The organism is Rhodanobacter lycopersici, assembly GCF_040812335.1.
GTDB classification, from domain to species: domain Bacteria; phylum Pseudomonadota; class Gammaproteobacteria; order Xanthomonadales; family Rhodanobacteraceae; genus Rhodanobacter_A; species Rhodanobacter_A lycopersici.
The window spans coordinates 619,379-642,937 of the sequence record NZ_JBFOHK010000001.1 but is presented as its reverse complement, the minus strand read 5'-3'; the positions used below and the strand labels follow the sequence as shown (position 1 = coordinate 642,937).

At 67.4% G+C, this 23,559-nt stretch carries 18 protein-coding genes and 1 tRNA gene; 4 read left to right on the top strand and 15 right to left on the bottom strand.

The window, feature by feature from the left end; translation table 11 throughout:
• Positions 1-33 precede the first annotated feature (33 nt).
• Positions 34-118 (bottom strand) — tRNA-Leu (locus ABQJ54_RS03010).
• Positions 119-255: 137 nt separating this feature from the next.
• Between ABQJ54_RS03010 and rnr the strand changes: the two genes are divergently transcribed.
• Genes rnr through ABQJ54_RS02995 form a run of 3 tightly spaced genes read left to right on the top strand, consistent with a single transcriptional unit; the run spans position 256 to position 3,880 of the window.
• Positions 256-2,871: a ribonuclease R gene (gene rnr / locus ABQJ54_RS03005; RefSeq protein WP_437343309.1), complete on the top strand. Its 2,616-nt coding sequence runs from the start codon at positions 256-258 to the stop codon at positions 2,869-2,871.
• A complete protein-coding gene (gene rlmB, locus ABQJ54_RS03000; RefSeq protein WP_367852781.1) occupies positions 2,868-3,614 on the top strand; it encodes a 23S rRNA (guanosine(2251)-2'-O)-methyltransferase RlmB in 747 nt (248 codons plus the stop codon). Before rnr ends, rlmB begins: the two co-directional genes overlap by 4 nt.
• Positions 3,611-3,880, top strand: a complete 270-nt coding sequence (locus ABQJ54_RS02995; RefSeq protein ID WP_367852780.1) for a CBU_0592 family membrane protein — start codon at positions 3,611-3,613, stop codon at positions 3,878-3,880. Before rlmB ends, ABQJ54_RS02995 begins: the two co-directional genes overlap by 4 nt.
• A gap of 132 nt (positions 3,881-4,012) precedes the next feature.
• Here the strand turns inward: ABQJ54_RS02995 and phoU are convergent, their stop codons facing one another.
• From phoU to rnt, 6 genes are all read right to left on the bottom strand, one after another.
• Positions 4,013-4,744 carry a phosphate signaling complex protein PhoU gene (gene phoU / locus ABQJ54_RS02990; protein ID WP_367852779.1) on the bottom strand — a complete coding sequence of 244 codons (732 nt, stop codon included), beginning with the start codon at positions 4,742-4,744 and terminating at the stop codon, positions 4,013-4,015.
• 135 nt (positions 4,745-4,879) lie between these two features.
• Positions 4,880-5,695: a phosphate ABC transporter ATP-binding protein PstB gene (gene pstB, locus ABQJ54_RS02985; protein ID WP_367852778.1), complete on the bottom strand. Its 816-nt coding sequence runs from the start codon at positions 5,693-5,695 to the stop codon at positions 4,880-4,882.
• On the bottom strand, positions 5,688-6,557 hold the full coding sequence (gene pstA, locus ABQJ54_RS02980) for a phosphate ABC transporter permease PstA (protein WP_367852777.1): 870 nt from the start codon (positions 6,555-6,557) through the stop codon (positions 5,688-5,690). The genes pstB and pstA overlap by 8 nt, the downstream gene beginning before the upstream one ends.
• Positions 6,557-7,528 (bottom strand): phosphate ABC transporter permease subunit PstC, encoded by a 972-nt coding sequence (gene pstC / locus ABQJ54_RS02975; protein ID WP_367852776.1) that lies wholly within the window; start codon positions 7,526-7,528, stop codon positions 6,557-6,559. The genes pstA and pstC overlap by 1 nt, the downstream gene beginning before the upstream one ends.
• Positions 7,529-7,719: 191 nt before the next feature.
• The gene (pstS, locus tag ABQJ54_RS02970; protein ID WP_367853558.1) at positions 7,720-8,736 is read right to left on the bottom strand and encodes a phosphate ABC transporter substrate-binding protein PstS; all 1,017 of its coding nucleotides are present in this window, start codon (positions 8,734-8,736) and stop codon (positions 7,720-7,722) included.
• A 137-nt stretch (positions 8,737-8,873) separates the two neighbouring features.
• Positions 8,874-9,533, bottom strand: coding sequence for a ribonuclease T (rnt, locus tag ABQJ54_RS02965; protein WP_367852775.1), 660 nt, complete (start codon positions 9,531-9,533; stop codon positions 8,874-8,876).
• Positions 9,534-9,864: 331 nt separating this feature from the next.
• Between rnt and ABQJ54_RS02960 the strand changes: the two genes are divergently transcribed.
• Positions 9,865-11,211: a hypothetical protein gene (locus ABQJ54_RS02960; RefSeq protein ID WP_367852774.1), complete on the top strand. Its 1,347-nt coding sequence runs from the start codon at positions 9,865-9,867 to the stop codon at positions 11,209-11,211.
• A gap of 98 nt (positions 11,212-11,309) precedes the next feature.
• Here ABQJ54_RS02960 and ABQJ54_RS02955 read toward each other — a convergent pair whose 3' ends face one another.
• From ABQJ54_RS02955 to metG, 8 genes are all read right to left on the bottom strand, one after another.
• The gene (locus ABQJ54_RS02955; protein ID WP_367852773.1) at positions 11,310-12,779 is read right to left on the bottom strand and encodes an efflux transporter outer membrane subunit; all 1,470 of its coding nucleotides are present in this window, start codon (positions 12,777-12,779) and stop codon (positions 11,310-11,312) included.
• Between the two features lie 124 nt (positions 12,780-12,903).
• Entirely contained in the window at positions 12,904-14,082 is a 1,179-nt protein-coding gene (locus tag ABQJ54_RS02950; RefSeq protein ID WP_367852772.1) for an efflux RND transporter periplasmic adaptor subunit, read from the bottom strand.
• Entirely contained in the window at positions 14,072-17,311 is a 3,240-nt protein-coding gene (locus ABQJ54_RS02945) for an efflux RND transporter permease subunit (RefSeq protein WP_367852771.1), read from the bottom strand. The genes ABQJ54_RS02950 and ABQJ54_RS02945 overlap by 11 nt, the downstream gene beginning before the upstream one ends.
• Positions 17,312-17,793: 482 nt before the next feature.
• Positions 17,794-19,170 (bottom strand): sensor histidine kinase, encoded by a 1,377-nt coding sequence (locus ABQJ54_RS02940; RefSeq protein ID WP_367852770.1) that lies wholly within the window; start codon positions 19,168-19,170, stop codon positions 17,794-17,796.
• Entirely contained in the window at positions 19,167-19,832 is a 666-nt protein-coding gene (locus tag ABQJ54_RS02935; protein ID WP_367852769.1) for a response regulator, read from the bottom strand. Before ABQJ54_RS02935 ends, ABQJ54_RS02940 begins: the two co-directional genes overlap by 4 nt.
• A 139-nt stretch (positions 19,833-19,971) precedes the next feature.
• Positions 19,972-20,610, bottom strand: a complete 639-nt coding sequence (gene nth / locus ABQJ54_RS02930) for an endonuclease III (protein ID WP_367852768.1) — start codon at positions 20,608-20,610, stop codon at positions 19,972-19,974.
• Positions 20,607-21,212, bottom strand: coding sequence for an RnfABCDGE type electron transport complex subunit B (locus ABQJ54_RS02925; protein WP_367852767.1), 606 nt, complete (start codon positions 21,210-21,212; stop codon positions 20,607-20,609). Before ABQJ54_RS02925 ends, nth begins: the two co-directional genes overlap by 4 nt.
• A 150-nt stretch (positions 21,213-21,362) precedes the next feature.
• Positions 21,363-23,483 carry a methionine--tRNA ligase gene (metG, locus tag ABQJ54_RS02920; protein WP_367852766.1) on the bottom strand — a complete coding sequence of 707 codons (2,121 nt, stop codon included), beginning with the start codon at positions 23,481-23,483 and terminating at the stop codon, positions 21,363-21,365.
• Between the last annotated feature and the right edge of the window lie 76 nt (positions 23,484-23,559).

The window sequence follows — 23,559 nt, the reverse complement described above, 5'->3', positions numbered from 1 at the left end:
GAAGCCCGCATCGCTGCGGGCTTCGTCTACAATTGGTGCCCAGGAGAGGACTCGAACCTCCACGGTTTTACCCGCTAGTACCTGAAACTAGTGCGTCTACCAATTCCGCCACCTGGGCAGGTGGATCGCTGAAGCCTTTCGGGCTGCGCGAGCCGCGTAGAGTAGGCACCTGTCCTGGTCTTGTCAACAGTTTGTTGACGCACCCATCCAGACGCTGCACCGTTCGCGGTGCGGCAACCCACACAAGGCGATTTCGTGACCAGAAAAAACAAGGAAGGCAAGCACGCGGGCAGTCGCGCGCCGGCCGGGAAAACCCCAGCTCCCCGCAAGAGCGCGAACGGCGGCCCGGCCGCCGGCAAGCGCAAGCGGGCCGACGCCGGGCACGACCCGCACGCCGAGCGCGAGGCGCAGCGCTACGAGCGGCCCATCCCAAGCCGCGAGGCCATCCTCGCCCTGCTGGAGGAACGCGGCGAGCTGCTCACCGAGGCGCGCATCGCCGAGGCACTGGAGCTGCACGACGCCAACGACCTGTACGCATTGCACAAGCGCCTCGGCGCGATGGTGCGCGACGGCCAGCTGCTGCTGGGGCGGCGCGGCGGCTATGCGCCGGTGCAGAAGCTCGACCTGATTCCCGGCGTGGTGCTGGCCAACGCCGAAGGCTACGGTTTCCTGCGCCCCGACGAGGGTGGCGAGGATCTGTATCTCTCGCCGCAGCAGATGCGCAGCGTGCTGCACGGCGACCGCGTGTTGGCCAGCGTGGTGGGCGTGGACCGGCGCGGCCGCCGCCAGGGCGCGATCGCCGAGGTGCTGCAGCGCCGTTCACCGCGACTGGTGGGCCGCGTGGTGGTGGAGAACGGCGTGACCCTGGTGGCGCCGGATGATCGCCGCCTGCACCAGGACGTGATGATTCCGCCCGACGAAACCCAGGGCGCGCGCGCCGGGCAGATCGTGGTGGTCGAGATCACCGATCCGCCCACGCCGCACCGCGGCCCACTGGGCGCGATCCGCGCCGTGCTGGGCGAGCGCCTGCAGCCCTCGCTGCTGATCGAGATGGCGATCGCCAGCCACGACCTGCCGCGCGAATGGCCGCCCGAAGTGCTGCGCGATGCGGCCGAGGTGGAACCCGAAGTCACCGCCGTCGAGCGCGAAGGCCGGGTCGACCTGCGCAAGCTGCCGCTGGTGACCATCGACGGCGCCGACGCACGCGATTTCGACGATGCCGTGTACGCCGAGCCCAAGCGTGGCGGCGGCTGGCGGCTGGTGGTGGCGATCGCCGACGTATCGCACTACGTGCCGGTGGGCAGCGCGCTCGACAAGGAAGCCTACGAGCGCAGCACGTCCACCTATTTCCCAGGCTTCGTGGTGCCGATGCTGCCGGAGACGCTGTCCAATGGCATCTGCTCGCTCAATCCCAAAGTCGAGCGGCTGTGCATGGTCTGCGACATGGTGGTCGACGCCGCAGGCGAGGTGGTGAAGTCGAAGTTCTACCCGGCGGTGATGCGCTCGCACGCGCGGCTCACTTACGACCAGGTGTGGCAGGCGGTGGGCCTGCGCGAGGCCGGCGCCCGCGATGCGGTGTCCGACGTGCTGCCGCAGCTGGAAAACCTGCATGCGCTGTACAAGGCGATGGCCGCGCAGCGCAAGCGACGCGGCGCGATCGACTTCGAGACGCCCGAGGTGAAGTTCCGCCTCGACCAGCGCGGCGAGGTGGAGTCGGCCGGCGCCACCCAGCGCAACGACGCGCACAAGCTGATCGAGGAATGCATGATCGCCGCCAACGTGCAGGCGGCGCTGTTCCTCGAAAAGAAGAAGATCCCCGCGCTGTTCCGCGCGCACGAGCCGCCGCCGGCGGAGAAGTACGAGGATCTGCAGCAGTTCCTGCGCGAGTTCAAGCTGCGCATGCCGCCGGTGGAGGAGGTGACGCCCGCCGACTTCGCCGACGTGCTGCGGCTGGTGCAGGAGCGGCCCGAGCGCGAACTGATCCAGAGCGTGCTGCTGCGCGCGCAGAGCATGGCGGCCTACCAGCCGGACAACCGCGGCCACTTCGGCCTGGCGCTGTCGGCCTACGCGCACTTCACCTCGCCGATCCGCCGTTACCCGGACCTGCTGGTGCATCGTGCGATCCGCTACGCGCTCACCGGCGCCAAGCCGTCCGGCTACGAATACACGCCGGCGCAGATGGCCACGATGGCGGTGCACTGCTCGCAGCGCGAGCGCCGCGCCGAGGAGGCCGAGCGCGACGTGGACGAGCGCTACAAGTGCGCGTGGATGGCCAAGCACGTGGGCGAGGAATTCGCCGGCGTGGTCACCGGCGTCACCTCGTTCGGCCTGTTCGTGGAGCTGGACGAATCCAAGGTGTCCGGCCTAGTGCACATCAGCCAGCTCAGCAACGACTACTACCACTTCGACCCGCAGCGCCATTTGCTCAAGGGCGAGCGCAGCGGCGTGCAGTTCCGGCTCGGCGACCACGTGCGCGTGCAGGTGCTGCGCGCCAGCCTGGAGGATCGCAAGATCGACTTCCGGCTGGTGGCGCCGCGCGCTTCTGCTGCCACCCCGCCGCGCACCGGCACGGCCTATGACTACGCCGCGGCGGGCGAGCGCTATTCGCTGCCCGGCAGCAAGGCGCCGGGCATGGTGGGCAAGGCGGCGCAGGCGATCGGCCGCATGTTCGGCCGGCGCGAGCAGCCGGTGTCCCCCACCGTGCCGCCGCCGCGCGATAATCCGCCGCCCGCCGCCACGCGTTCGCGCCAGCCGGCGGGGCAGGCCGCCGCGGCGAAGGCCGGCGGCAAGCCGCACAAGAGCACGCAGAAAGCGCCGCGCGCCACGCAGAAGCCGGCCGCGCGCCCACCGAAACCGAAAGGCAGGAAATGAACGAACATTGGATCGTCGGCATCAACCCGGTCGATGGCGCACTGAACAACGATGCCGCGCGCGTGTGCGAACTGCTGGTCGAAAACGGCCAGCGCAACCCGCGCGTGCACGAGTTGGCCGAGCGCGCCAAGGCGTTGAAGATCCCGGTGCACCATCGCCCGCGCGAGCAGCTCGACAAACTTGCCGGCGAAGCGCGCCACCAGGGCGTGGCCGCACTGTACGAAGCCCCCGCAATGGCGACGGAAGGCGATCTGCCGGAACTGCTGGAGCGGGCCGGTGGCGCGGCACTGGTACTGGTGCTGGACGGCGTCACCGACCCGCACAACCTCGGCGCCTGCCTGCGCAGTGCGGCGGCGGCGAACGCCACCGCGGTGATCGTGCCGAAGGATCGCGCCGTCGGCCTCACCCCGGTGGTGCGCCGCGCTTCGGCCGGCGGCGCTGATCGCGTGCCGCTGATCGCGGTGACCAACCTCGCGCGCACGCTGCGCGTGCTGAAGGACGCCGGCGTGTGGATCACCGGCCTGGCCGGCGACACCGAACAGTCGATCTACGGCATCGACCTGAAAGGGCCGGTGGCGCTGGTGATGGGCAGCGAGGGCGAGGGTCTGCGCCGGCTCACCCGCGAGACCTGCGATTTCACGGCGAAGATTCCGATGCCGGGCGCGATGGAAAGCCTCAACGTTTCCGTGGCGACCGGTGTCGTACTGTTCGAGGCGTTGCGTCAACGGAGCGGACTGCGATGAACTTCCACTGGTACGACTGGGCCGGCTACGTCGGCGTGCTGCTGGTGCTGCTGGCGTACTTCCTGCTGCAGGCCCGCAAGCTGCACGGCAACAAGCTGGCCTACCAGTTGATGAACATCCTGGGCGCATTCGGCGTGCTGCTGTCGCTGACGTTCGGCAGCTTCAACTGGTCTGCGTTCCTGCTCGAAGTGGCATGGATCGCCATCGGCATCTACGGCATCGCGCGCGGGGTGCAGTTGAAGCGCGCGGGTCGGAACGTCGATTGATGCCCAGGTGGTCGGACGGAATGCCGTAGGAGCGCACCCTGTGCGCGAATGCTTTTGCTCCGATTGGGCATCAAAGCATTCGCGCACAGGGTGCGCTCCTACAGTACTGGCCGCGTGAAGCGTTGTCGGGCCTCAGTCCCCGCGATCGCCCAGCTTCGGCATTTCGGGATTGGCGGTGAGGTCGCGCTTGTTGCGCTGGGCGGTGAGCGGTTCGCCGGTGACCTGGTACCACACGTTCTCGGCGATGTTGGTGGCATGGTCGCCGATGCGCTCGATGTTCTTCGCCATGAACAGCAGGTGCGTGCACGGCGTGATGTTGCGCGGGTCTTCCATCATGTAGGTGAGCAGCTGGCGGAAGTAGCCGGTGTAGGCGTCGTCCAGCTCCACGTCGTCCTTCCATACCTGGTAGGCGCGTTCGGCGTCGCGGTCGCGGTAGGCGCGCAGTACTTCGCGCACCTCGGAGGCGGCCAGTTCGGCGAGGTGGGCCAGGCCGCTGGTGGGATTGATCGGCGCGGCCATCGACAGCGGGATCGAGCGCTTGGCCACGTTCGCCGCGTAGTCGCCGATGCGCTCGATGTCGGCGGCGATGCGCAGCGCGGCGAACACGTTGCGCAGGTCGCCGGCCATCGGCGCGCGCAGCGCGAGCAGGCGCACCACGTCGTGGCTGATTTCCTGTTCGAGCAGGTCGATGGCGTCGTCGTTGCCCACCACGTGCTGGGCGGCGCGCTCGTCACGGCGCTCCACCACGTCGATCGCTGCTTCCAGCTGGCTCACCGCCAGCTCGCCCATGCGTACCAGCTCGCCGGTGAGGCGCGCCAGCTCGTCGTCGTAGCTCTTGATGATGTGTTCTTTGGTGGTGCCCATGGTTGCCTCGTTATTGTCTCCCCTCTCCCTTTGGGAGAGGGGTTGGGGGAGAGAGTTCGGGCGGAGCGATGTGCCGAGGGCTCGTCCGACCCCTCACCCCAGCCCTCTCCCCGGAGGGGAGAGGGAGTTGTCGTATCAGCCGAACCGCCCGGTGATGTAATCCTCGGTCTGCTTCTTCGAGGGCTTGGTGAAGATCTTCTCGGTGACGTCGAACTCGATCAACTCGCCCAGGTACATGAAGGCGGTGCGGTCGGAGACGCGCGCGGCCTGCTGCATGTTGTGGGTGACGATCACGATGGTGTAGTCGTGCTTGAGCTCTTCCACCAGCTGCTCGATGCGGCCGGTGGCGATGGGGTCGAGCGCCGAGGTGGGCTCGTCCAGCAGCAGCACCTCGGGCTTGAGCGCGATGCCGCGGGCGATGCACAGGCGCTGCTGCTGGCCGCCGGAGAGGCCGAGCGCGCTGTGCTTGAGCTTGTCCTTCACCTCGTCCCACAGCGCGGCGCGGCGCAGCGCCTGCTCCACGCGCTCGGTCATGTCGGTCTTGGACAGCTTCTCGTGGTGGCGGATGCCGTAGGCCACATTCTCGAAGATCGTCATCGGGAACGGCACCGGCTTCTGGAACACCATGCCGACCTTGCTGCGCAGGCGGTTCAGCGAGTACTTCGGGTCGAGAATGTTCTCGCCGTCCAGCAGCACCTCACCGCTGGCCACCAGCTTCGGGTAGATCGCGTAGATGCGGTTGAAGATGCGCAGCAGGGTGGATTTGCCGCAGCCGGAGGGGCCGATGATCGCGGTGACCTGCTTCTCCGGGATGTCCATGCTGATGCCTTTCAGCGCATGGGAGCCGTTGTAGTGGAAATGCAGGTCGCGCACGGTGATCTTGGTGGGCGCAGTGGTGGTGGTTTCCGCGGCAGCCGTGAAGTCCGCGGCGTTGGCGGCGAGGTCATTCATAACGCACCTTGTGGCGGGAGAACAGCATTCGGGTCAGCAGGCTGAGCGCGAGCACGAACAGTGTGATCAACAGCGCGCCGGCCCACGCGATGGCGTGCAGGTCTGGGTTGGGATCGTTGGTGTACTGGTAGATCGCCACCGGCAGGCTTTCCATCTTGTCCAGCGGGTGCGCGGTCATGAAGTTGTTGCCGAAGGCGGTGAACAGCAGCGGCGCAGTCTCGCCGGCCAGACGTGCCAGCGCCAGCAGCACGCCGGTGACGATACCGGACGTGGCCGCGCGCATCAGCACCTGCACGGTCATCTTCCACTGCGGGATGCCCAGCGACAGCGTGGCCTCGCGCAGCGTGCCGGGTACCAGCTGCAGCATCTCGTCGGTGGTGCGCACGATCACCGGCAGGCCGATCAGCGCCAGCGCCACCGCACCCGCGAAACCGGAGAACGACACCGCGCCATGGGTGAGGTTCGACATCGGCAGCACCACGATCACGTACACGAACAGGCCGAGCACGATCGAGGGAGCGGACAACAGGATGTCGTTGAGGAAGCGGATCGTGGCGCCGAGCCTGGTGCGGTTCGCGTATTCGGCGAGGAAGGTGCCGGCGAGCACGCCGATCGGCGCGCAGATCAGCAGGGCCATGAGGTCCATGATCAGGCTGCCCACGATGGCGTTGGACAGGCCGCCCTGGTCGGCATAGGCGGTGATCTTCGTGAACAGGCGCGGGGTGATCGCGCCGAGGCCGTTCTTCAGCGTCACCCACAGGATCCAGGCCAGGAACACCAGGCCCAGCAGGGTGGCGCAGGCGCTCAAGGTCAGCGCCACCACGTTGACGGCGCGACGGCGCAGGTAGACCGAGGCTGCCATCAGTTGCCCTCCCTGCGCGACAGGCGGCGCAGCATCAGGCGCGCGATCAGCAGCACGAAGAAGGTCACCACGAACAGCAGGAAGCCCAGCGCGATCAGCGCCGAGCGGTGCGTGCCCACCGCCTCGTTGAATTCATTGGCGATGGAGGAGGAGATCGAGGTGCCCGGCATCAGCAGCGAGCTGGACAGGTCGTAGGCATTGCCCAGCACGAAGGTCACCGCCATCGTCTCGCCCAGCGCGCGGCCGAGGCCGAGGAAGATGCCGCCTATCACCGCCGAGCGCGTGTAGGGCAGCACGATGTCCCATACCACCTCCCAGGTGGTGGAGCCCAGCGCGTAGGAGGATTCCTTGAGCCGGGTGGGCACGGTCTGGAACACCTCGCGCATCACCGAGCAGATGAAGGGCAGGATCATCACCGCCAGCACGATGCCCGCGGTGAGCAGGCCCAGCCCGATCGGCGGGCCCTGGAACAGCTTGCCGACCAGCGGCAGCTTGCCCAGCGTGTCGCTGAGCGTCGGCTCGATGCTCGCCATGAACGGCACGAACACGAACAGGCCCCACATGCCGTAGATGATCGACGGGATGCTGGCCAGCAGTTCGATGGCGGTGGCGACCGGGCCGCGCAGCCAGGTCGGGGCGATCTCGGTGAGGAACAGCGCGATGCCGAAGCTCACCGGTACCGCCAGCACCAGGGCGATCAGCGACGTCACCAGGGTGCCGAAGATCGGCGCCAGCGCGCCGTAGTCGTCGGTGACCGGGTTCCAGGCGTCGCTGGAAAGGAAATGGAAGCCGTCCTTGAACAGCACTTCGCGGCCGCCCCAGAGCGTGGACAGCGCGGCTCCCAGCAGCGCAGCCAGCACCAGCAGGGCGCAGAACCTCAGCAAGCCGCGGAACCAGGCATCGTGGCGGGCATCGATGCGGCTGCGCCGGTCGATGTTGGAGACGAGGTCGGTGGCTGGGGTCGATGACATGCGGTTTCCGCGTGGAGGGCTTTTCCTTCTCCCTCCGGGAGAAGGTGGCCCGAAGGGCCGGATGAGGGTTCAGGCATGTGAAACGTTTCGCTACGCCTGAACCCTCACCCCGACCCCTCTTCCTCACTCCTCAAGGCAGGGCCATCCATGGCCCTTCCCCGTGTCCGGAGGGAGAGGGGCTTTCTTGCGGCTTACTGTTTGTATTCGGTCTTCCAGTAGTTCTCGATCTGGCTCACCAGGGCGGCGGGCAGCGGCACGTAGTCGAGCGAGCGGGCCTGTTCCTGGCCGTGCTCGTAGGCCCACTTGAAGAAGTCGAAGGTGACCTTGCTGTTGGCGGCATTCTTCGGCTGCTTGTACATGATCACCCAGGAGGTGGCGGTGATCGGCCAGGCGTCGGCGCCCGGTGCGTTGGTCATCAGCAGGTTGAAGTTCTTCGCATGCGCCCAGTCGGCGGTGGCGGCGGCAGCCTGGAAGCTGGAGGTCTTCGGCTCGACCACCTTGCCGGCGGCATTCTTCATCAGCGCGTAGCCGATGTGGTTCTGCAGCGCGTAGGCGTATTCGACGTAGCCGATCGAGTTCGGGATCTGGCGGATGTAGGCCGAGACGCCCTCGTTGCCCTTGCCGCCGATGCCGGCCGGCCAGTTCACGGCGGTGCCTTCGCCCACCTTGCTCTTCCACTCCGGGCTGACCTTGGACAGGTAGTCGGAGAAGTTGAAGGTGGTGCCCGAACCATCGGAACGATGCACCACGGTGATCTTGGTGTCGGGCAGCTTCAGGCCGGGGTTGAGCTTCTGGATGGCCGGATCGTTCCAGCTGGTGATCCTGCCGAGGTAGATGGCGGCCAGGGTCGGGCCGTCCAGCACCATCTTGCCCGGCGCCACGCCGGACACGTTGAACGCCGGCACGATGCCGCCGATCACGTCGGGGAACTGGCCCAGGCCGGACTTGTCCAGGGTGGCCTCGTCCAGCGGCATGTCGCTGGCGCCGAAGTCCACGGTGCCGGCCTTGATCTGGGCGATGCCGCCGCCCGAGCCGATCGACTGGTAGTTGACGCGGTTGCCGGTCTTCTCGGCATAGCTGGCCGACCACTTGGAGATGACCGGGTACACGAAGCTGGAGCCCGCGCCGGTGATGTCGGTGGCGTGGGCGGACAGGGCGCCCAGCGAACAGGCGGCGGCGATCGCGGTGAACGCGCCGAGGCGGAACAGGAATCGGGGTGAGGTCAACACGTTGGCTCCTTGGGGTGCACGGGGCGGCGCCCGGTGCCCGCCATTGCAGCGGTGGCGTGTTGCAATGAAATGAGATGAATGTTGCAGGCGGATGACAGTATCGCCGTGCGTGGGCCTCAATCGACGTCCAGGCCCACCCGCTCGCGTTCGAACATTTCCAGCTGGCGCCAGCGGTTGACGATGTCGCAGAACAGCATGGCGGTGGATTCGGCGTCGTAGATCGCCGAGTGTGCCTCGCGGGTGTCGAACGTGCGGCCGGAGGCCAGTACCGCCTTGCTGAGCACGGTCTGCCCGTAGGCGAGGCCGCCCAGGGTGGCGGTGTCGAAGCAGCTGAAAGGGTGGAACGGATTGCGCTTGTGCCCGCAGCGGCGCACGGCCTGGTTGAGGAAGCCGAGGTCGAACGCCGCATTGTGGCCGACCAGGATCGCACGCTGGCAACCGGCCTCGCGCACGGCCTCGCGCACCACATGGAAGACGTGGTCCAGCGCCTGTCGCTCGGTCAGCGCGCCACGCAGCGGGTTGTCCGGATCGATCCCGGTGATCTCCAGCGAGCGCGGGTCGAGATTGGCCCCTGGGAAGGGTTCCACGTGGGCGTGCGCGGTGGCCTGCGGGTGCAGGAAGCCGCGTGCATCCATGCCGATGGTGATCGCGGCAATCTCCAGCAGGGCGTCGCGTTCGGCGTCGAAGCCGCCGGTTTCGACATCGACGACCACGGGCAGGAAGCCCCGGAAGCGGTCGGCCATGCGGAGGGCGGAAGGGCTGCTGTGTTCGGGCATCCGGCAAGCATAGCAGCAGCGTGCGAGCCCCCATTTTCGCGCATCGCATTCGCGGAACGCCGTGTCACGGGAGGAGCTCGACCGCCCTGATGGTTGTCGGCGCCCAGCGGCAGGACCGAAGGAGTCGCAGGGTGTCGATGCAACAGCCCTCGGCCATATGCAGGCCGCGTGATGCCGTAACCGTACCGTCATGTTCGATGAAGACGAGTGTCATATTCATCACGGAAACTTAATGCCGACGCGGTGCAGTCCATCCCTTCCAGATCAAGTGACGGCTTGGGAGGGGAACACTGGAAACACCATTACTTGTCCCGACGCGGAGTCCTCCATCATGCGCAACAAACTCGTCGCCGTAGCCATTGCCGGCGCCCTCGCTATGCTCAGTGTCGGCGCCCACGCCGATGACAACGACAACGTCAACAGCCTCAGCGACCTGTTCACCCAGGGTCACGTGGACGGCGAGCTGCGCCTGTACCAGTTCAACCGCACCTACGATTACGACGCGGCCTCGAAGCCGAGCGCGCGCGCCTTCGGCGGTTCCATCCTGCTCAATGCACAGACCGCTTCACTGGATGGCTTCAGTGCCGGCGCATCCCTGATCAGTGCGAACGCGCTGGGTTCGCTGGCGGAGAACCCGAAGCGGGTCGACACCACCCTGATGGGCGCCAGCGACTCGCTGACGGCGCTGGGCCAGGCCTACCTGCAGTACAAGAACGACTGGTTCATGGCACGCGCCGGCGACCAGTATCTGAACACACCGTGGATGGGCAACAGCGACGGTCGCCTGCTGCCGAATTCGTATGAGGCCCTGACCGTCGATTTCACGCCGGTGAAGGGCTGGGACATCATCGGCATCCGTGAGCTGAGCTACAAGAGCCGCACGTCCAGCGATTACTTCGACGACAACAACTACTACCCCACCACCTACCAGGGCGACACCCTGTACGGCGGCAACCAGGGCCTGCCGGCCACCGCGAAGCAGACCAACGGCACATGGGTGCTGGGTACCACCTATGTCAACGGCGGCCTGAAGGCCCAGGGCTGGTACTACGACTTCCTCAACTTCGCTCGCATGGGCTACGCCGATGGCAGCTACGTCTTCAAGACCGGCACCGGTTTCGACCCGGTCATCGGTTTCCAGGCGCTGACCGAAAGCGGCGGCGGTTCCGACAATGTGCTGGTGGCCAACCAGCTCAAGATCAACGGTGTCGCCGGCACCAAGGTGGACAGCAGCGCGTGGGGCGCCAATCTTGGCGTGGTGATCCCCAACGGCCGATTCGACCTGTTCTACAACAAGCTGGACCAGGAGAACGGCGCGGTCGGCGGCGGCAGCATCATCTCGCCGTTCACCGCCAGCTATGCCACCGATCCGCTGTACACCAGCTCGATGATCCGCGGTCTGGTGGAGGCCGGTCCCGGCCATGCGTGGAAGGCCAAGATGACCTACGGCTTCTTCGACAACCGGCTGCAGCTGGTGGGTGCCTACGCGAAGTACACCACGGACCTGAACGGCAATTCCCACGACACCTACTTCGACATCATCTACAACTTCGACGGCTTCCTGAAGGGCTTCCAGATCCGCGACCGCTGGGAAAAATCTTCGGGCGGCATCAACAACCTGAACCCGGGCAACAAGCCGTTCACCTACAACCGCGTGATGCTGACCTACAAGTTCTGACGCTTATTGGAAGGGAGTTCGACCCAGGGACGGAAAACGGCGGGCACGATGCCCGCCGTTTGCTTTTGCGTTGTCGCAGGAGCGGCGTAGGAGCGGCTTCAGCCGCGATTCGTGCGGCCGGTCGCGGCTGAAGCCGCTCCTACGGGTATCGGAGGCTTCTTCAGCATCGCCGCATCCCAGCCACCACCCAGTGCGCGCACCAACGCGACGCTGGCCTGCAACCGCCGCGTCCGCACCTGCTGCGCCGCGCGTTCGGCGGTGAGGTAGGCGGTCTGCGCGGTGACCACGTCGAGGTAGTTGATGATGCCCTCGGTGTAGCGGTTGGTGGCGATCTGCTGGGCGGCCTGCGCCGAGCTGGCGGCGGCATCTTCGTCGTGCGCCTCGTGGGTCAGGCGGGTGAACAGCGCGAGGTTGTCCTCCACCTGTTCGAAGGCGTCGAGCACGGTCAGGCGGTATTGCGCGGAGGCTTCGTCGAACTCGGCGTGCGCCTGGCGCGCGCGCGCGCGGCGCAGGCCGCCGTCGAACAGCGGCAGCGAGACGAACGGACCCAGCGCCCACGTGCGGTTGCCGAAGGAGAATAGGTTGCCTTCGCCGGTGTCCTGCCAGCCGTACATGCCCGAGATGCCGACGTCGGGAAAGAACGCGGCGCGCGCCACGCCGATGCCGGCGTTGGCGGCGAAGGTGCGCCGCTCGGCGGCGGCGATGTCGGGCCGGCGCTGTAGCAAGGTGGATGGCACCGAGGCCGGGATGGTCGGCACGTGTGTCTTCTGCGACGAGGCCGGCAGCGTGAAGTCGGGGGCGGGCACGCCGATCAGGGTCGCGATGGCGTGCTCGGTCAGCGCGCGTTGCGCGGCCACTTCGTCGATCTGGGCATGGGCGTCGGACAACTGGTTCTGCGCACGCGCCACCGACAGGCCGGAGGCGATGCCGCCCTCCATGCGGTTCCGGGTAAGGGTCAGGCCTTGCTGGTAGGCCTTCAGCGAGCTCTGCAGGATTTGCGCCTGGAAGTCGTAGCCGCGCAGCTGGAAATAATCGCCGGCGAGTCGGGCTTCCAGGCTGAGCCTGGCCGAAGCCAGGTCGGCCTGCGCGGCCTGCGCCTGCGCGTGGCCGGCGGCGACCTCGTTGCGGATGCGGCCCCACAGGTCGAATTCGTAGCCGGCGCCGAATTGCACGCTGTCGTCGTCGTATTCGTTCGGCTGGTTGGAGCCACGCAGCGGGCGGTTGTTCGACTGGCGGTCGTCGCTAGCGCTGCCACCGACGCCGAGATGCGGGAACAGCCCCGCGCGCGCCTCGCTCTCGAATGCGCTGGCGCGCTCGTAACGGGCCAGCGCGATCGCCAGCGAAGGACTGTTCGCGTCGAGCAACTGTTCGAGCTTGTCCAGCTCCGGATCGTTGAACATCGTCCACCAGTTGCCGCGCGGGCTCATGTCCGCGGGCGCAGCGTGCGTCCACAGGCCGGTGCCTTCTTTGTATGCGGCGGGCACCGGTACCGCCGGCGCCTTGTAGACGGGGGCCAGCGAGCAGCCGGCCAGCAGGCTGGCGAGCGCCAGTGCCAGGATGGTTCGCACATTTCCGTTCGCACCGAGCGTAGCGCCGCAGGCGCGCAGTCGAAGTGCCGCCGGCTGCGCCCTTGGTGTTCCGGCTTCGCGAAGCCCTGCTTCGCTACGCTCGACACGAACGATTCTGGAGTTCTCACTCGTCGCCATGCGACGACTCCTTGCCGTTGGCCACGCGCACGGTGTCACCGGCGGCCAGTGAATCGGGCGGATTGTCGATGATGCGGTCGTTCGGCTGCAGACCCCGGTCGATCTCCAGCACGCCGCCCAGGTCCATCGCGATGTGCACGTTGCGCATCACCACCTTGTTGCCGGGGCCGAGCACGGCGATCTGCGGCCCCTGCGCGCGGAAGATCAGCACGGTCGCCGGCACGCTGGTGATCGCGTTGCTGGTCGTCAGCGGCAGTTGCACGTCGGCGTAGTCGCCGGGCAGCAGTGTGCCGTTGTCGTTGGCCACCTCGAACTGCGCCAGCAGCGAACCGGATGCCTGGCTCACCGCGTCGGACGAGCCGATCAGGGTGCCGTGGTAGACCTTGCCCGGATGATCCGGCACGGTCAGCGAAACCGTCATGCCCGGACGGATCGACGACGCGTAGCGCTGCGGCACCGCCACGTACAGGCGCATCTTGTCGGTGTCCGCCACGGTGAACAGCGGCTGCGCGGACGAGTTGTCAGCGGTGACGAGGTCGCCGATGTCGGTGTTGCGCGCGGTGACCGTGCCGGCGAACGGCGCGGTGACGTTGCGGAACGCCTCCTGCGCGGCGAGGCGATCCACGTCCGCCTTGGCCGACAGCACGTTCGCCTCGGCCACCGCCGCTTCGCTGGCCTTCTCGTCGGCCTCCTGCTTGGACACCGAGTTGGAGCTGAGCAGGTGCTGCCAGCGCTGGCTGGTCACCTTGGCCAGCTGCGCGTTGGCCTTCGCCCGGGCCAGCACGGCCTTGGCCTGTTCGTACTGCTGGTCCAGCTCGGGCGTGTCGATCACCGCCAGCGTCTCGCCGGCCTGCACGTGGCTGCCGATGTCGGTGTTCCAGCTCTTCACGTAGCCGGAGACCTGCGCGTGGATCGGCGCGCTGATCCACGCGTCGATATGGCCGGGCAGGGTCATCGCGTGCTTGCCGACCGCGCCGAGCGGGGCGACCAGCGCCACGGTGGGAATCGCCTCGACGTCGGTCTGCGCCACCAGCTGGTGGTACTCGTGCGCGCGCACCTCCAGGCCGATCGCGGCGGTGATGGCGGCGATCACCAGCAACCCGGTCACCGCCGGGCGCAGGCGTAGCGTGCGCGGATTCGCCGGCGGGGCGTGTTCATGCGACATGGGGAGCTTCTCCGAGCTGCGGAACGGCGGTAGGCGCGTGCTGTTCGCGCCCGTGGACGATGCTGAAGATCACCGGGACGAACACCAGCGTGGAACAGGTGGCAAACATCAGGCCGCCGATCGCGGCGATGCCCAGCGGCGAATTTTGTTCGTGGCCCAGCGACATCGGCATGAAGCCGATGATCATCGCCAGTGCGGTCATGCAAACCGGGCGGAAGCGGGTGAAGCCTGCTTCCAGCGCAGCCTTCATCGCGTCGCCGTGCTCGGCCAGGCGCTCGCGGCAGAAGCTCACGACCAGGATGGAGTTGGCGGTGGCCACGCCCATGCACAGGATGGCGCCGGTCAGCGCGGGCACCGACAGCGCCGTGTGGGTGACGAACAGGATCCACACGATGCCGGCCAGGGCGGAGGGCAGGGCGGTGATGATGACGAACGGATCGAGCCAGGACTGGAAGTTCACCACGATCAGCAGGTAGATCATCACGATCGCGCCGAGCAGGCCGAACAGCAGGCCGCTGAACGCCGTGTCCATCGTCTGCACCTGGCCGCGCAAGGTGACCAGCGTGCCCTTCGGACGGCTGCTGGCGAACTGGTCCAGCACCTTCTGCACGTCGCCGGCGACGCCGCCGAGGTCGCGGCCCTGCACCGAGGCATAGATGTCGAAGGTGGGCAGGATGTCGTAGTGCGACACCACCGCCGCGCTGGGGCCGCGGGTGAGCGTGGCGATGTTGCTCAGCACCTGGCTGTCCTTGCCGGCCGAGGCGGTCACCGGCAGGCGCAGCAGGTCGGCCATCGAATCCATCTTGTATTGCGGCGTCGAGGCGACCACCGCGTAGGACACGCCATTGTGCGGATCGAGCCAGAACACCGGAGCCACCTGGCTGGAGCCGGCCAGCGAGGCGACCATGCTGTTGGTGACGTCGCGCTCGGTGATGCCCAGCGTGTCGGCGCGGATGCGGTTCACCTTCACGTTGAGCTGCGGGTAGTTGGTGCTCTGCTGCACGCGCACGTCGGCGATGCCGGGGATGTCGCGCAGCTTGCGCATGATCTTCGTCGCATAGGCCTCGTTCGCGGTGCTGTTGCGGCCGGTCACGGTGATGTCCAGCGGGGCCGGCGCGCCGAAGTTGAGGATCTGGCTGGTCATGTCCGCCGGCAGGAAGGAGAACGTCGTGCCGGGGAATTCCTGCGGCAGCAGCCTGCGCAGCTTCTCCACGTAGCCCTCGGTGGGCGCATGGTTCCCGCCGAGCACGATCTGGATGTCGCCGTCCTGCGGGCCGATCGAGCCGGTGTTGCTGTAGATCAGGTTGGTGTTGGACAGCGGCAGGCCGATGTTGTCGATCACCGTCTTGAGCTGGTCCGGCGGGATGAGCTTGCGGATCGCCGCCTCGATGTGGTCGAACTCCGCGGCGGTTTCCTCGATGCGCGTGCCCATCGGCGCGCGCACGTGCAGCGCGATGGCGCCGGCATCCACCGCAGGGAAGAAGTCGCGGCCCAGGAACGGCACCAGCGCGAACGAGGCCAGCACGAAGGCGAGGAAGCCGCCCACGAACACCCAGCGCAGCTTCAGCGCCGTCGCCAGCAGCGCGTAGTAGAGGTCGCGCACGCGGGTGAAGCCATGCTCGAACTTCTGCTGGAACGCCACCAGGCCGCGCACCAGCGCACCGTGGCCGCGGCGGCGATGCTGGTCGCCCTCGTGGTGGTTGATGTAGGGGTCTTCCGGGTGGTCGCCCAGGCCGTGTTCGGTGTGGTACGACTTGAGCAGGTACATCGCCAGCGTCGGCACCAGCGTGCGCGACAGCACGAACGACGACGCCATCGCATAGATCACTGCCAGCGCCATCGGTCGGAACAGGAAGCCGGCGATGCCGTCCAGCATGAACATCGGCACGAACACGATGCAGATGCACAGCAGCGAGACGAAGGCGGGCGTGACGATCTGCTTCGCGCCGTCCATGATCGCGGTGCGCACGTCCTTGCCCTGTTCCAGGTGCCAGTTGATGTTCTCGATGGTCACCGTGGCGTCGTCCACCAGGATGCCCACCGCCAGCGCGAGGCCGCCCAGCGTCATCACGTTGAGCGTCTGCCCGGTGGCCGACAGCAGGGCGATCGCCGACAGCACCGCCAGCGGGATCGACACCGCGATGATGACGGTGGAACGCCAGCTGCCGAGGAACACCAGGATCATCACCGAGGTCAGCAGCGCGGCGATGATGCCCTCGCGCGCCACCGAGGCGACCGCGTCCTTCACGAACACCGATTGGTCGGCGAGCTGGGAGATCTTCAGCGACTTCGGCATCGTCTCCTTGATCAGCGGCATCAGCTTCTTGACGCCTGCGACCACCGCCAGCGTCGAGGCGCTGCCGGTCTTGAGGATGGGCATCAATACCGCGCGGCCGCCGTCCACCCGCACGATGTTGTTCTGCGGCGGCGAGCCGTCGCGCACGTGCGCCACGTCGCCGATGGTGATGGTGGCGCCGTTCACCGTGCGGATCGGCAGGCTGTTGAGCGCGTCGATGGCGGTCGGGCTGTTGTTGAGCTGCACGTGGTATTCGTAGGTGCCGATCTTGGCGGTGCCGACCGGGATGATCTGGTTCTGCGCCGCCAGCGCGTTCGCCACGTCCTGCGCCGACAGGCCCTTGGCGGCCAGCGCCTGCGGGTCGAGGTCGATCGTCACCTGGCGCTGCTTGCCGCCGTAGGGCGTGGGGATCGCCACGCCGTTCACCGACACCAGGGTCGGGCGCACCTCGTTCTGCGCGATGTCGCGGATCTTCGCCTCGGACAGGCCCTTGCCGGAGAATGCCATCTGCAGCACCGGCACGGTGGAGGCGTTGTAGTTGATGATGGTGGGCGGCGTGATGCCGGGCGGCATCTGCTTCACCACCGTCTGCGAGATCGAGGTGACCTGCGCGGTGGCGGTGCGGATATCGGTACCCGGCTGGAAGAAGATCTTCACGATGCCGGCGCCGGGCAGCGACTGCGACTCGATGTGCTCGATGTTGTTGACCGCGGTGGTGAGCTGGCGCTCGTAGTAGTAGATGACGCGGCCGGACATCTGGTTGGGCGGCAGGCCGTTGTACGACCACACCACGCCGATCACCGGGATGCCGATGTTCGGGAAGATGTCCGTCGGCGTGCGCAGCGCCGCCAGCGGGCCGACGATCAGGATCACCAGCGCCAGCACGATGAACGTGAGCGGGCGCGCGAGTGCGAGACGAACGAGGGCAAGCATGCAGGGGTTCCTTCGGCCGGCACAGCCGGGGCACGCCCTGCGCCCCATCGGGACGGGAGCATGCTGGGAGAATCCGGCGGTCGGGTCTTGCGGGGACGGGGGTGTGGCGGGCGAGCTTTCTCTGGTCGTGCGTTGTCAGTGCGGCATGTTCGCACCGCATCCTTAAGTCAACCTTTTGTCCCCGCCCGGATACTGCAACCGTTCATATGCCCGGGCGCGCGATGGTACAGGCGCAGATCGCGGACGGGCTCCAAGAGTCTGTTCACGACCTCCACGTGGCTTGCGTGGCCCTGCCGTCACCTGACGGCCGGGGCAAGGCAACGCGGGCATCGGCCCGATGGATGCCAGCCGGTAGGAGCGCACCCTGTGCGCGAAAGCTATTGCTCCGATCGGCGCCAGAGCCATTCGCGCACAGGGTGCGCTCCTACCCGGCCCGGGCCACGGGGAGACGTTGAACAGACTCTCAGGCAGTGCGCGGGAAATCAGCTCATGGGCAGCGAGATGCGCACGTGCAGGCCGTGGCCGCAGGCGGAATCGAGCAGGTCGATGCGGGCGTTGTGCAACTGGGCTGCGCGGCGGACGATGTTCAGCCCCAGGCCGTAGCCGCGCGATTCGTCGCGCACCTCGCGGCGGAAGCGCTCGAACACCGCTTCGCGGCGATCGGCGGGGATGCCGGGGCCGTCGTCGCTGATGTCGACGATGGCGTCGTCGTCGCCGCGACTGAGCGCCACCTCCACCTGGCCGCCGTGCTTGACGTAGCGCATGGCGTTCTCGATGAGGTTGCGCAGCATCGCGATCAGCGCCACCTCGTGGCCGGGCACGTACAGCGAGGTGCCGTCGTGCAGCAGGCTCAGCGCGATGTCCTTTTCCGCGATCAGCGGGGCGAGCTCCTCGATCACACCGGTGACCAGCGCGACCAGGTCCTGCGGCGAGCGTTCCTCGGCGGCGGCGCCGGCCTCCAGCCGCGCCATCGCCATGATCTGCTCGATGCGCCGCGCCAGCCGGGTGGTGCCCTGCCGGGCGTTCTGCAGGGCGAAGCGCGCATCTTCCGGGTCGGTGGCGATCGCCGCGCTTTCCAGGTGCAGCATGGTGGCCGCCAGCGGTGTGCGCAGCTCGTGGGCCACGTCGGCGTTCATGCGCCGCTCGCGCTCGATCGCATCTTCCAGCCGGCCGAGCAGGCGGTTGAGCGTGGCGATCAGCGGCTTGATCTCGCGCGGGCCCTGCTCGTCGGACACCGGCTGGCGGCTGCCCGGCGTACGCGTGGCCAACTGTCGGGTGAGCAGCTCCAGCGGGCGCAGACCCTGGCGCACGGCGAGGCCCGTCAGCAGGGCCAGCAGGGGCAGGCCGATCAGCAGCGGCAGGGCGTGTTCGAGCATCAGTCCACGCGTGATGTCCTGGCGGTTGTCGTAGCGTTCGCCGATGCGTATCACCAGCCCGGCGCGGTTCTGCAGCACGAAGGTGCGCCAGCGGTAGCCGTCGTGCGTGATGTTGTCGAAGCCGTGCAGTTCGGCCCGTGGTGCAGGCAGGTCGGCGAAATTGGAGGTGGTGACGACGGGCCGGCCCTGCCGGTCGTAGACCTGGAAGCCGACGTCCGGTTCGTAGTTGTGGCGATGCACGGTGACGATCAGGGCGCCGCTGTTGTTGACGTCCGGCGTGACCGTCGCGTGGTCGAGGTCCGGCGCGTTGTGCTCGACCAGCACGCCCAGGGTACGGCCGGCCTCGGCGAGGCGGCCGTCCAGCAACTGGTTCATCTCCAGCCGCTCGCGCTGGTAGCTGAGCACGCCCAGCGGGATCAGCACGACCACCATCACGCCGATGATCAGCCAGGTCAGGCGGTGGCGCAGGCTGATCGGCTTCATCGCGGTTCCCGCGGCAGCATGTAGCCGATGCCGCGCACGGTGCGGATGGCGTCCGCGCCCAGCTTGCGGCGCAGCCAGTGCACCTGCACCTCCAGCGCATTGCCCTCGACCGGCTTGTCGATGCCGTACACCGAGTTTTCCAGCGTCTCGCGGCGCACGATGCGCCCGGCGCGTTCCATCAGCACGCGCAGCAGGGCGAATTCGCGGCGCGTGAGCGTCACCGGCTCGTTGCGGAACATCACCTCGCTGCTGGCCAGGTTCATGCGCAGATCGCCCGCCTCGATCATGTTGTCCGCCAGACCCCGGGTTCGGCGGATCAGTGAGCGGATGCGGGCGGACAGCTCGTCGAGGTGGAAGGGCTTGATGAGGTAGTCGTCGGCGCCCAGGTCCAGGCCGCGGATGCGGGTCTCCAGTTCGTCGCGCGCGGTCATCACCAGGACCGGGGTCTTGATGTTGTTGCGGCGTGCTTCGCCGAGCAGGTCGAGTCCATCCCGGTCGGGCAGACCGAGGTCGAGCAGCACCAGGTCGGCGGACTGGTCCCGCAGACCCTGCGCGGCCTCGCGGCCATTGCGCAGCCAGGTCACCACGTAGGCCTGCTGCACCAGGGCGTGGCGGATCGCCTCGCCGAGTTGGGCGTCATCCTCGACCAGCATGATGTGCACGTCGGATCACCTGTGTTGAGCCGGCGGCGCGGCGCGCCACCCTCCTTGGAGCGCCATCATAAGGTCGGCGGCTTACGGCAGTCTTAAAACGTGGCGGACTGCATACGGGACGCCTGTCGCAGGCGACTCGTACGCCGGTTCAGGGAGCCGGCGTCTTGTCCTTGTAGCGGCACAGGTCGCGGATCACGCAGTCCGGGCAGTCCGGCTTGCGTGCCTTGCATACGTAGCGGCCGTGCAGGATCAGCCAGTGGTGGGCGTCCTGCTTGAACTCGGCGGGCACCACCTTTTCCAGCTTGTCCTCCACCGCGCGCACGTCCTTGCCGGGGGCGAGGCCGGTGCGGTTGGCGACGCGGAAGATGTGCGTGTCCACCGCGATGGTGGGTTCGCCGAAGGCGGTGTTCAGCACCACGTTGGCAGTCTTGCGGCCCACGCCGGGCAGTGCCTCCAGTGCCTCGCGCGTGCGCGGCACCTCGCCGCCGTGTTGTTCGATCAGGATGCCGCACAGCGCGATCACGTTCTTCGCCTTGGCGTTGAACAGGCCGATGGTGCTGATGTATTTCTTCAGCTTTTCCTCGCCGAGCTTGAGGATGGCCTGCGGCGTGTTCGCCACGGGATAGAGCTTCTTCGTCGCCTTGTTCACGCCCACGTCGGTGGCCTGCGCCGACAGCACCACGGCCACCAGCAATTCGAATGGCGTGGTGTAGGCGAGTTCGGTGGTGGGGTGCGGGTTCAGCTCGCGCAGGCGGGTGAACAGCTCGACCACGTTGGCACGTTTCATGGCGACTTGTCCTGTTTCGCGCGGGCGCGCGCCAGCGCGGCCAGCACCGGGTTGGTTGACGCGGCAGTGTCCACCGCCGTCTTGCGCGCGGCCAGCTCCGCCTCGCGTTCGGCGGCTTCGCGTGCCAACCGCGTTTCACGTTTCCGGAAATGTTCGCGCGCAGCATCGACATGCGCCTGGTCGATCTGCTCAGCGGGCATCGGTTCCAGCACGATGCAATCCACCGGACAGGCGGGCACGCACAGCTCGCAGCCGGTGCAGTCGTCGGTCAGCACGGAGTGCATCAGCTTGGCCGCGCCCACGATGGCATCCACCGGGCAGGCCTGGATGCACTTGGTGCAGCCGATGCATTCGTCCTCGACCACCCGCGCCAGCATGCGCGGCTTCTCCACGCCGTTGGCGGGGTTCAGCGGCAGCGCCGGTCGATCCAGCAGCGCCGCCAGCTTCGCGATGCCGGCCGCACCGCCGGGCGGGCACTGGTTGATCGCCGCCTCGCCGCGCGCGATCGCTTCGGCGTAGGGGCGGCAGCCGTGGTAGCCGCATTGCTTGCATTGCGTCTGCGGCAGGAGGGCGTCGATGCGGTCGGCGAGTGGATGCGTCATGTTTTCCCCCTCTCCCCTCCGGGGAGAGGGGCGGGGCGAGGGGTTGGTCTGGCGAAGGACTTGAAGATGGCTGCGCGCACTTTTGTGGGCTGTGGCAAGGGCGTCCCCTCACCCTAACCCTCTCCCCGGAGGGGAGAGGGGATTAAACAATCAGCGCACCGTGGCGCCCGGCTGCGCGCCCTGGTCGGCGTCGAGCAGGAACAGGTCGCTGCCGCCGTCGCCGGCGGAGAGGATCATGCCTTCGGAGAGGCCGAAGCGCATCTTGCGCGGGGCGAGGTTGGCGATGAACACCACGTTGCGGCCGACCAGTTTCTCCGGCTCGCCATAGGCGGCGCGGATGCCGGAGAAGATCTGCCGCTTGCCTAGCGCGCCGGCATCCAGCTCGAAGCGCAGCAGCTTGTCGGAGCCGTCCACGAACTCGCAGGCCAGCACCTTGCCCACGCGCAGGTCGAGCTTCGCGAAGTCGTCGATGGCGATGGTGGAGGGCGCGTCGGCGGTAACGGCAGCGGCAGCGGGCTTGGCGGTGTCGTTCATGGTTTTCTTCTTGGGCTGTTCCGGGGCAGGCGCAGGCGCGCCCAGCGATTCCTTCGAGGCCTCGACCATCGCCTCGATGCGCTTGGGGTCGAGGCGCGCGAGCAGCGGTTCGAAGGCGTTGACGGTGTGGCCGTGCAGCGCGTCGCGCGCGTCGGCGAAGCCGGCGATGGGCGCGGCGAGGAACTGTTCGGCGGCAGCCACGGTGGCGGGCAGGATGGGCTTCAGCAGGCCCGCGAGCAGGCGGAACGCGGCCAGCGCGAACGAGCACACCTGCGCAAGCTCCGTGCGGCGCGACTCGTCCTTCGCCATCGTCCACGGCGCCTTCCCGGCGATGTGGCCGTTGACCAGGTCGGCCATCTGCACGAAGCGGCGGGTGAGCTCGGCGAATTCGCCGTCCTCGTACAGCGCCTCGACACCCTCGTACTGCGCGAGCAGGCTCTGCCACAGCGCGGCGTGTTCCGCGTCGAATGCATCGACCAGCTTGCCGCCGGAGAACTTGTGCACGAAGCCTGCGGTGCGGCTGGCGATGTTCACCCACTTGCCGACCAGGTGCGAGTTGACGCGTTCCTCGAAGGCCTTGAGGTCGAGGTCCACGTCCACCGGCGTGTCGTTGAGCAGGCTGGCGAAGTAATAGCGCAGGTACTCGGGGTTGAGCCCGGCGTCGAGGTAGGTGCGCGCCTGGATGAAGGTGCCGCGCGACTTGGACATCTTCGCCCCGTTCACCGTCAGGTAGCCGTTGACGTGCAGCGCGGTGGGCACGCGCATCTGCGCGCCGTGCAGCATCGCCGGCCAGAACAGGCCGTGGAAGTTGATGATGTCCTTGCCGATGAAGTGGTGCATCTCGGCCTGGCTGCCGGCACCGAGGAAGTCGTCGAATTTCAGGCCGGTGCGGTCGCACAGCGCCTTGAAGCTGGCGAGGTAGCCCACCGGCGCGTCCAGCCACACGTAGAAGAACTTGCCCGGCGCATCGGGGATCGGGAAGCCGAAGTAGGGCGCGTCGCGCGAAATGTCCCAGTCCTTCAGTCCGCCGTCCAGCCATTCGCGCAGCTTGGCGGCCACGCCGCTGTTCGCCACCGGCTTGCCGCCGGTGTACTTGCCGGCGAACCAGTCGCGCAGCAGATTCTCGAACTTGGAGAGCTCGAAGAAGTAATGCTCCGAATCCTTCAGCACTGGCGTGGCGCCGGAGACCACCGAGTACGGGTTGATGAGATCGGTGGGCGCGTAGGTGGCGCCGCAGTTCTCGCAGTTGTCGCCGTACTGGTCGGGCGTGCCGCACTTCGGGCAGGTGCCCTTGATGTAGCGGTCCGGCAGGAACATCTGCTTCTCGGGATCGTACAGCTGCTGGATGCTGCGCTTGGCGATATAAGTCTGATTTTCCGCGCTACCGCGCTGGGCACCGTCGCGCAGGCGCGTGTAGATCAGCGCGGCCAGCTCGCGGTTCTCGTCCGAGTGGGTGGTGTGGTAGTGGTCGTAGCTGAAGTGGAAGTCCGCGAAGTCGGCCTCGTGGCTGGCGCGGATCCCGGCGATGAACGCCTCCGGCGTCATGCCGGCCTTCTCGGCGGCCAGCATGATCGGCGTGCCGTGCGCGTCGTCCGCCGCCACGAAATGCACTTCGTTGCCCATCATGCGCTGCGCCCGCGCCCAGATGTCGGTCTGGATGTAGCCCAGCATGTGGCCCAGGTGCAGGTGGCCATTGGCGTAGGGCAGGGCGTGGGTGACGAGCAGGCGTCGGCTCATGATCGGCATTGGCAGCGGGTGGGTCGTTCATTATGGCATGGGCCATTCGCGAGGCATCGCGGCGCTGCATCCGCGC

Coding starts and splice junctions, on each gene's coding strand:
- rlmB (WP_367852781.1), top strand. CDS start 2,868: ATGAACGAACATTGGATCGTCGGCATCAACCCGGTCGATGGCGCACTG.
- ABQJ54_RS02995 (WP_367852780.1), top strand. CDS start 3,611: ATGAACTTCCACTGGTACGACTGGGCCGGCTACGTCGGCGTGCTGCTG.
- phoU (WP_367852779.1), bottom strand. CDS start 4,744: ATGGGCACCACCAAAGAACACATCATCAAGAGCTACGACGACGAGCTG.
- pstB (WP_367852778.1), bottom strand. CDS start 5,695: ATGAATGACCTCGCCGCCAACGCCGCGGACTTCACGGCTGCCGCGGAA.
- pstA (WP_367852777.1), bottom strand. CDS start 6,557: ATGGCAGCCTCGGTCTACCTGCGCCGTCGCGCCGTCAACGTGGTGGCG.
- pstC (WP_367852776.1), bottom strand. CDS start 7,528: ATGTCATCGACCCCAGCCACCGACCTCGTCTCCAACATCGACCGGCGC.
- rnt (WP_367852775.1), bottom strand. CDS start 9,533: ATGCCCGAACACAGCAGCCCTTCCGCCCTCCGCATGGCCGACCGCTTC.
- ABQJ54_RS02960 (WP_367852774.1), top strand. CDS start 9,865: ATGCGCAACAAACTCGTCGCCGTAGCCATTGCCGGCGCCCTCGCTATG.
- ABQJ54_RS02950 (WP_367852772.1), bottom strand. CDS start 14,082: ATGTCGCATGAACACGCCCCGCCGGCGAATCCGCGCACGCTACGCCTG.
- ABQJ54_RS02945 (WP_367852771.1), bottom strand. CDS start 17,311: ATGCTTGCCCTCGTTCGTCTCGCACTCGCGCGCCCGCTCACGTTCATC.
- ABQJ54_RS02940 (WP_367852770.1), bottom strand. CDS start 19,170: ATGAAGCCGATCAGCCTGCGCCACCGCCTGACCTGGCTGATCATCGGC.
- nth (WP_367852768.1), bottom strand. CDS start 20,610: ATGAAACGTGCCAACGTGGTCGAGCTGTTCACCCGCCTGCGCGAGCTG.
- ABQJ54_RS02925 (WP_367852767.1), bottom strand. CDS start 21,212: ATGACGCATCCACTCGCCGACCGCATCGACGCCCTCCTGCCGCAGACG.
- metG (WP_367852766.1), bottom strand. CDS start 23,483: ATGAGCCGACGCCTGCTCGTCACCCACGCCCTGCCCTACGCCAATGGC.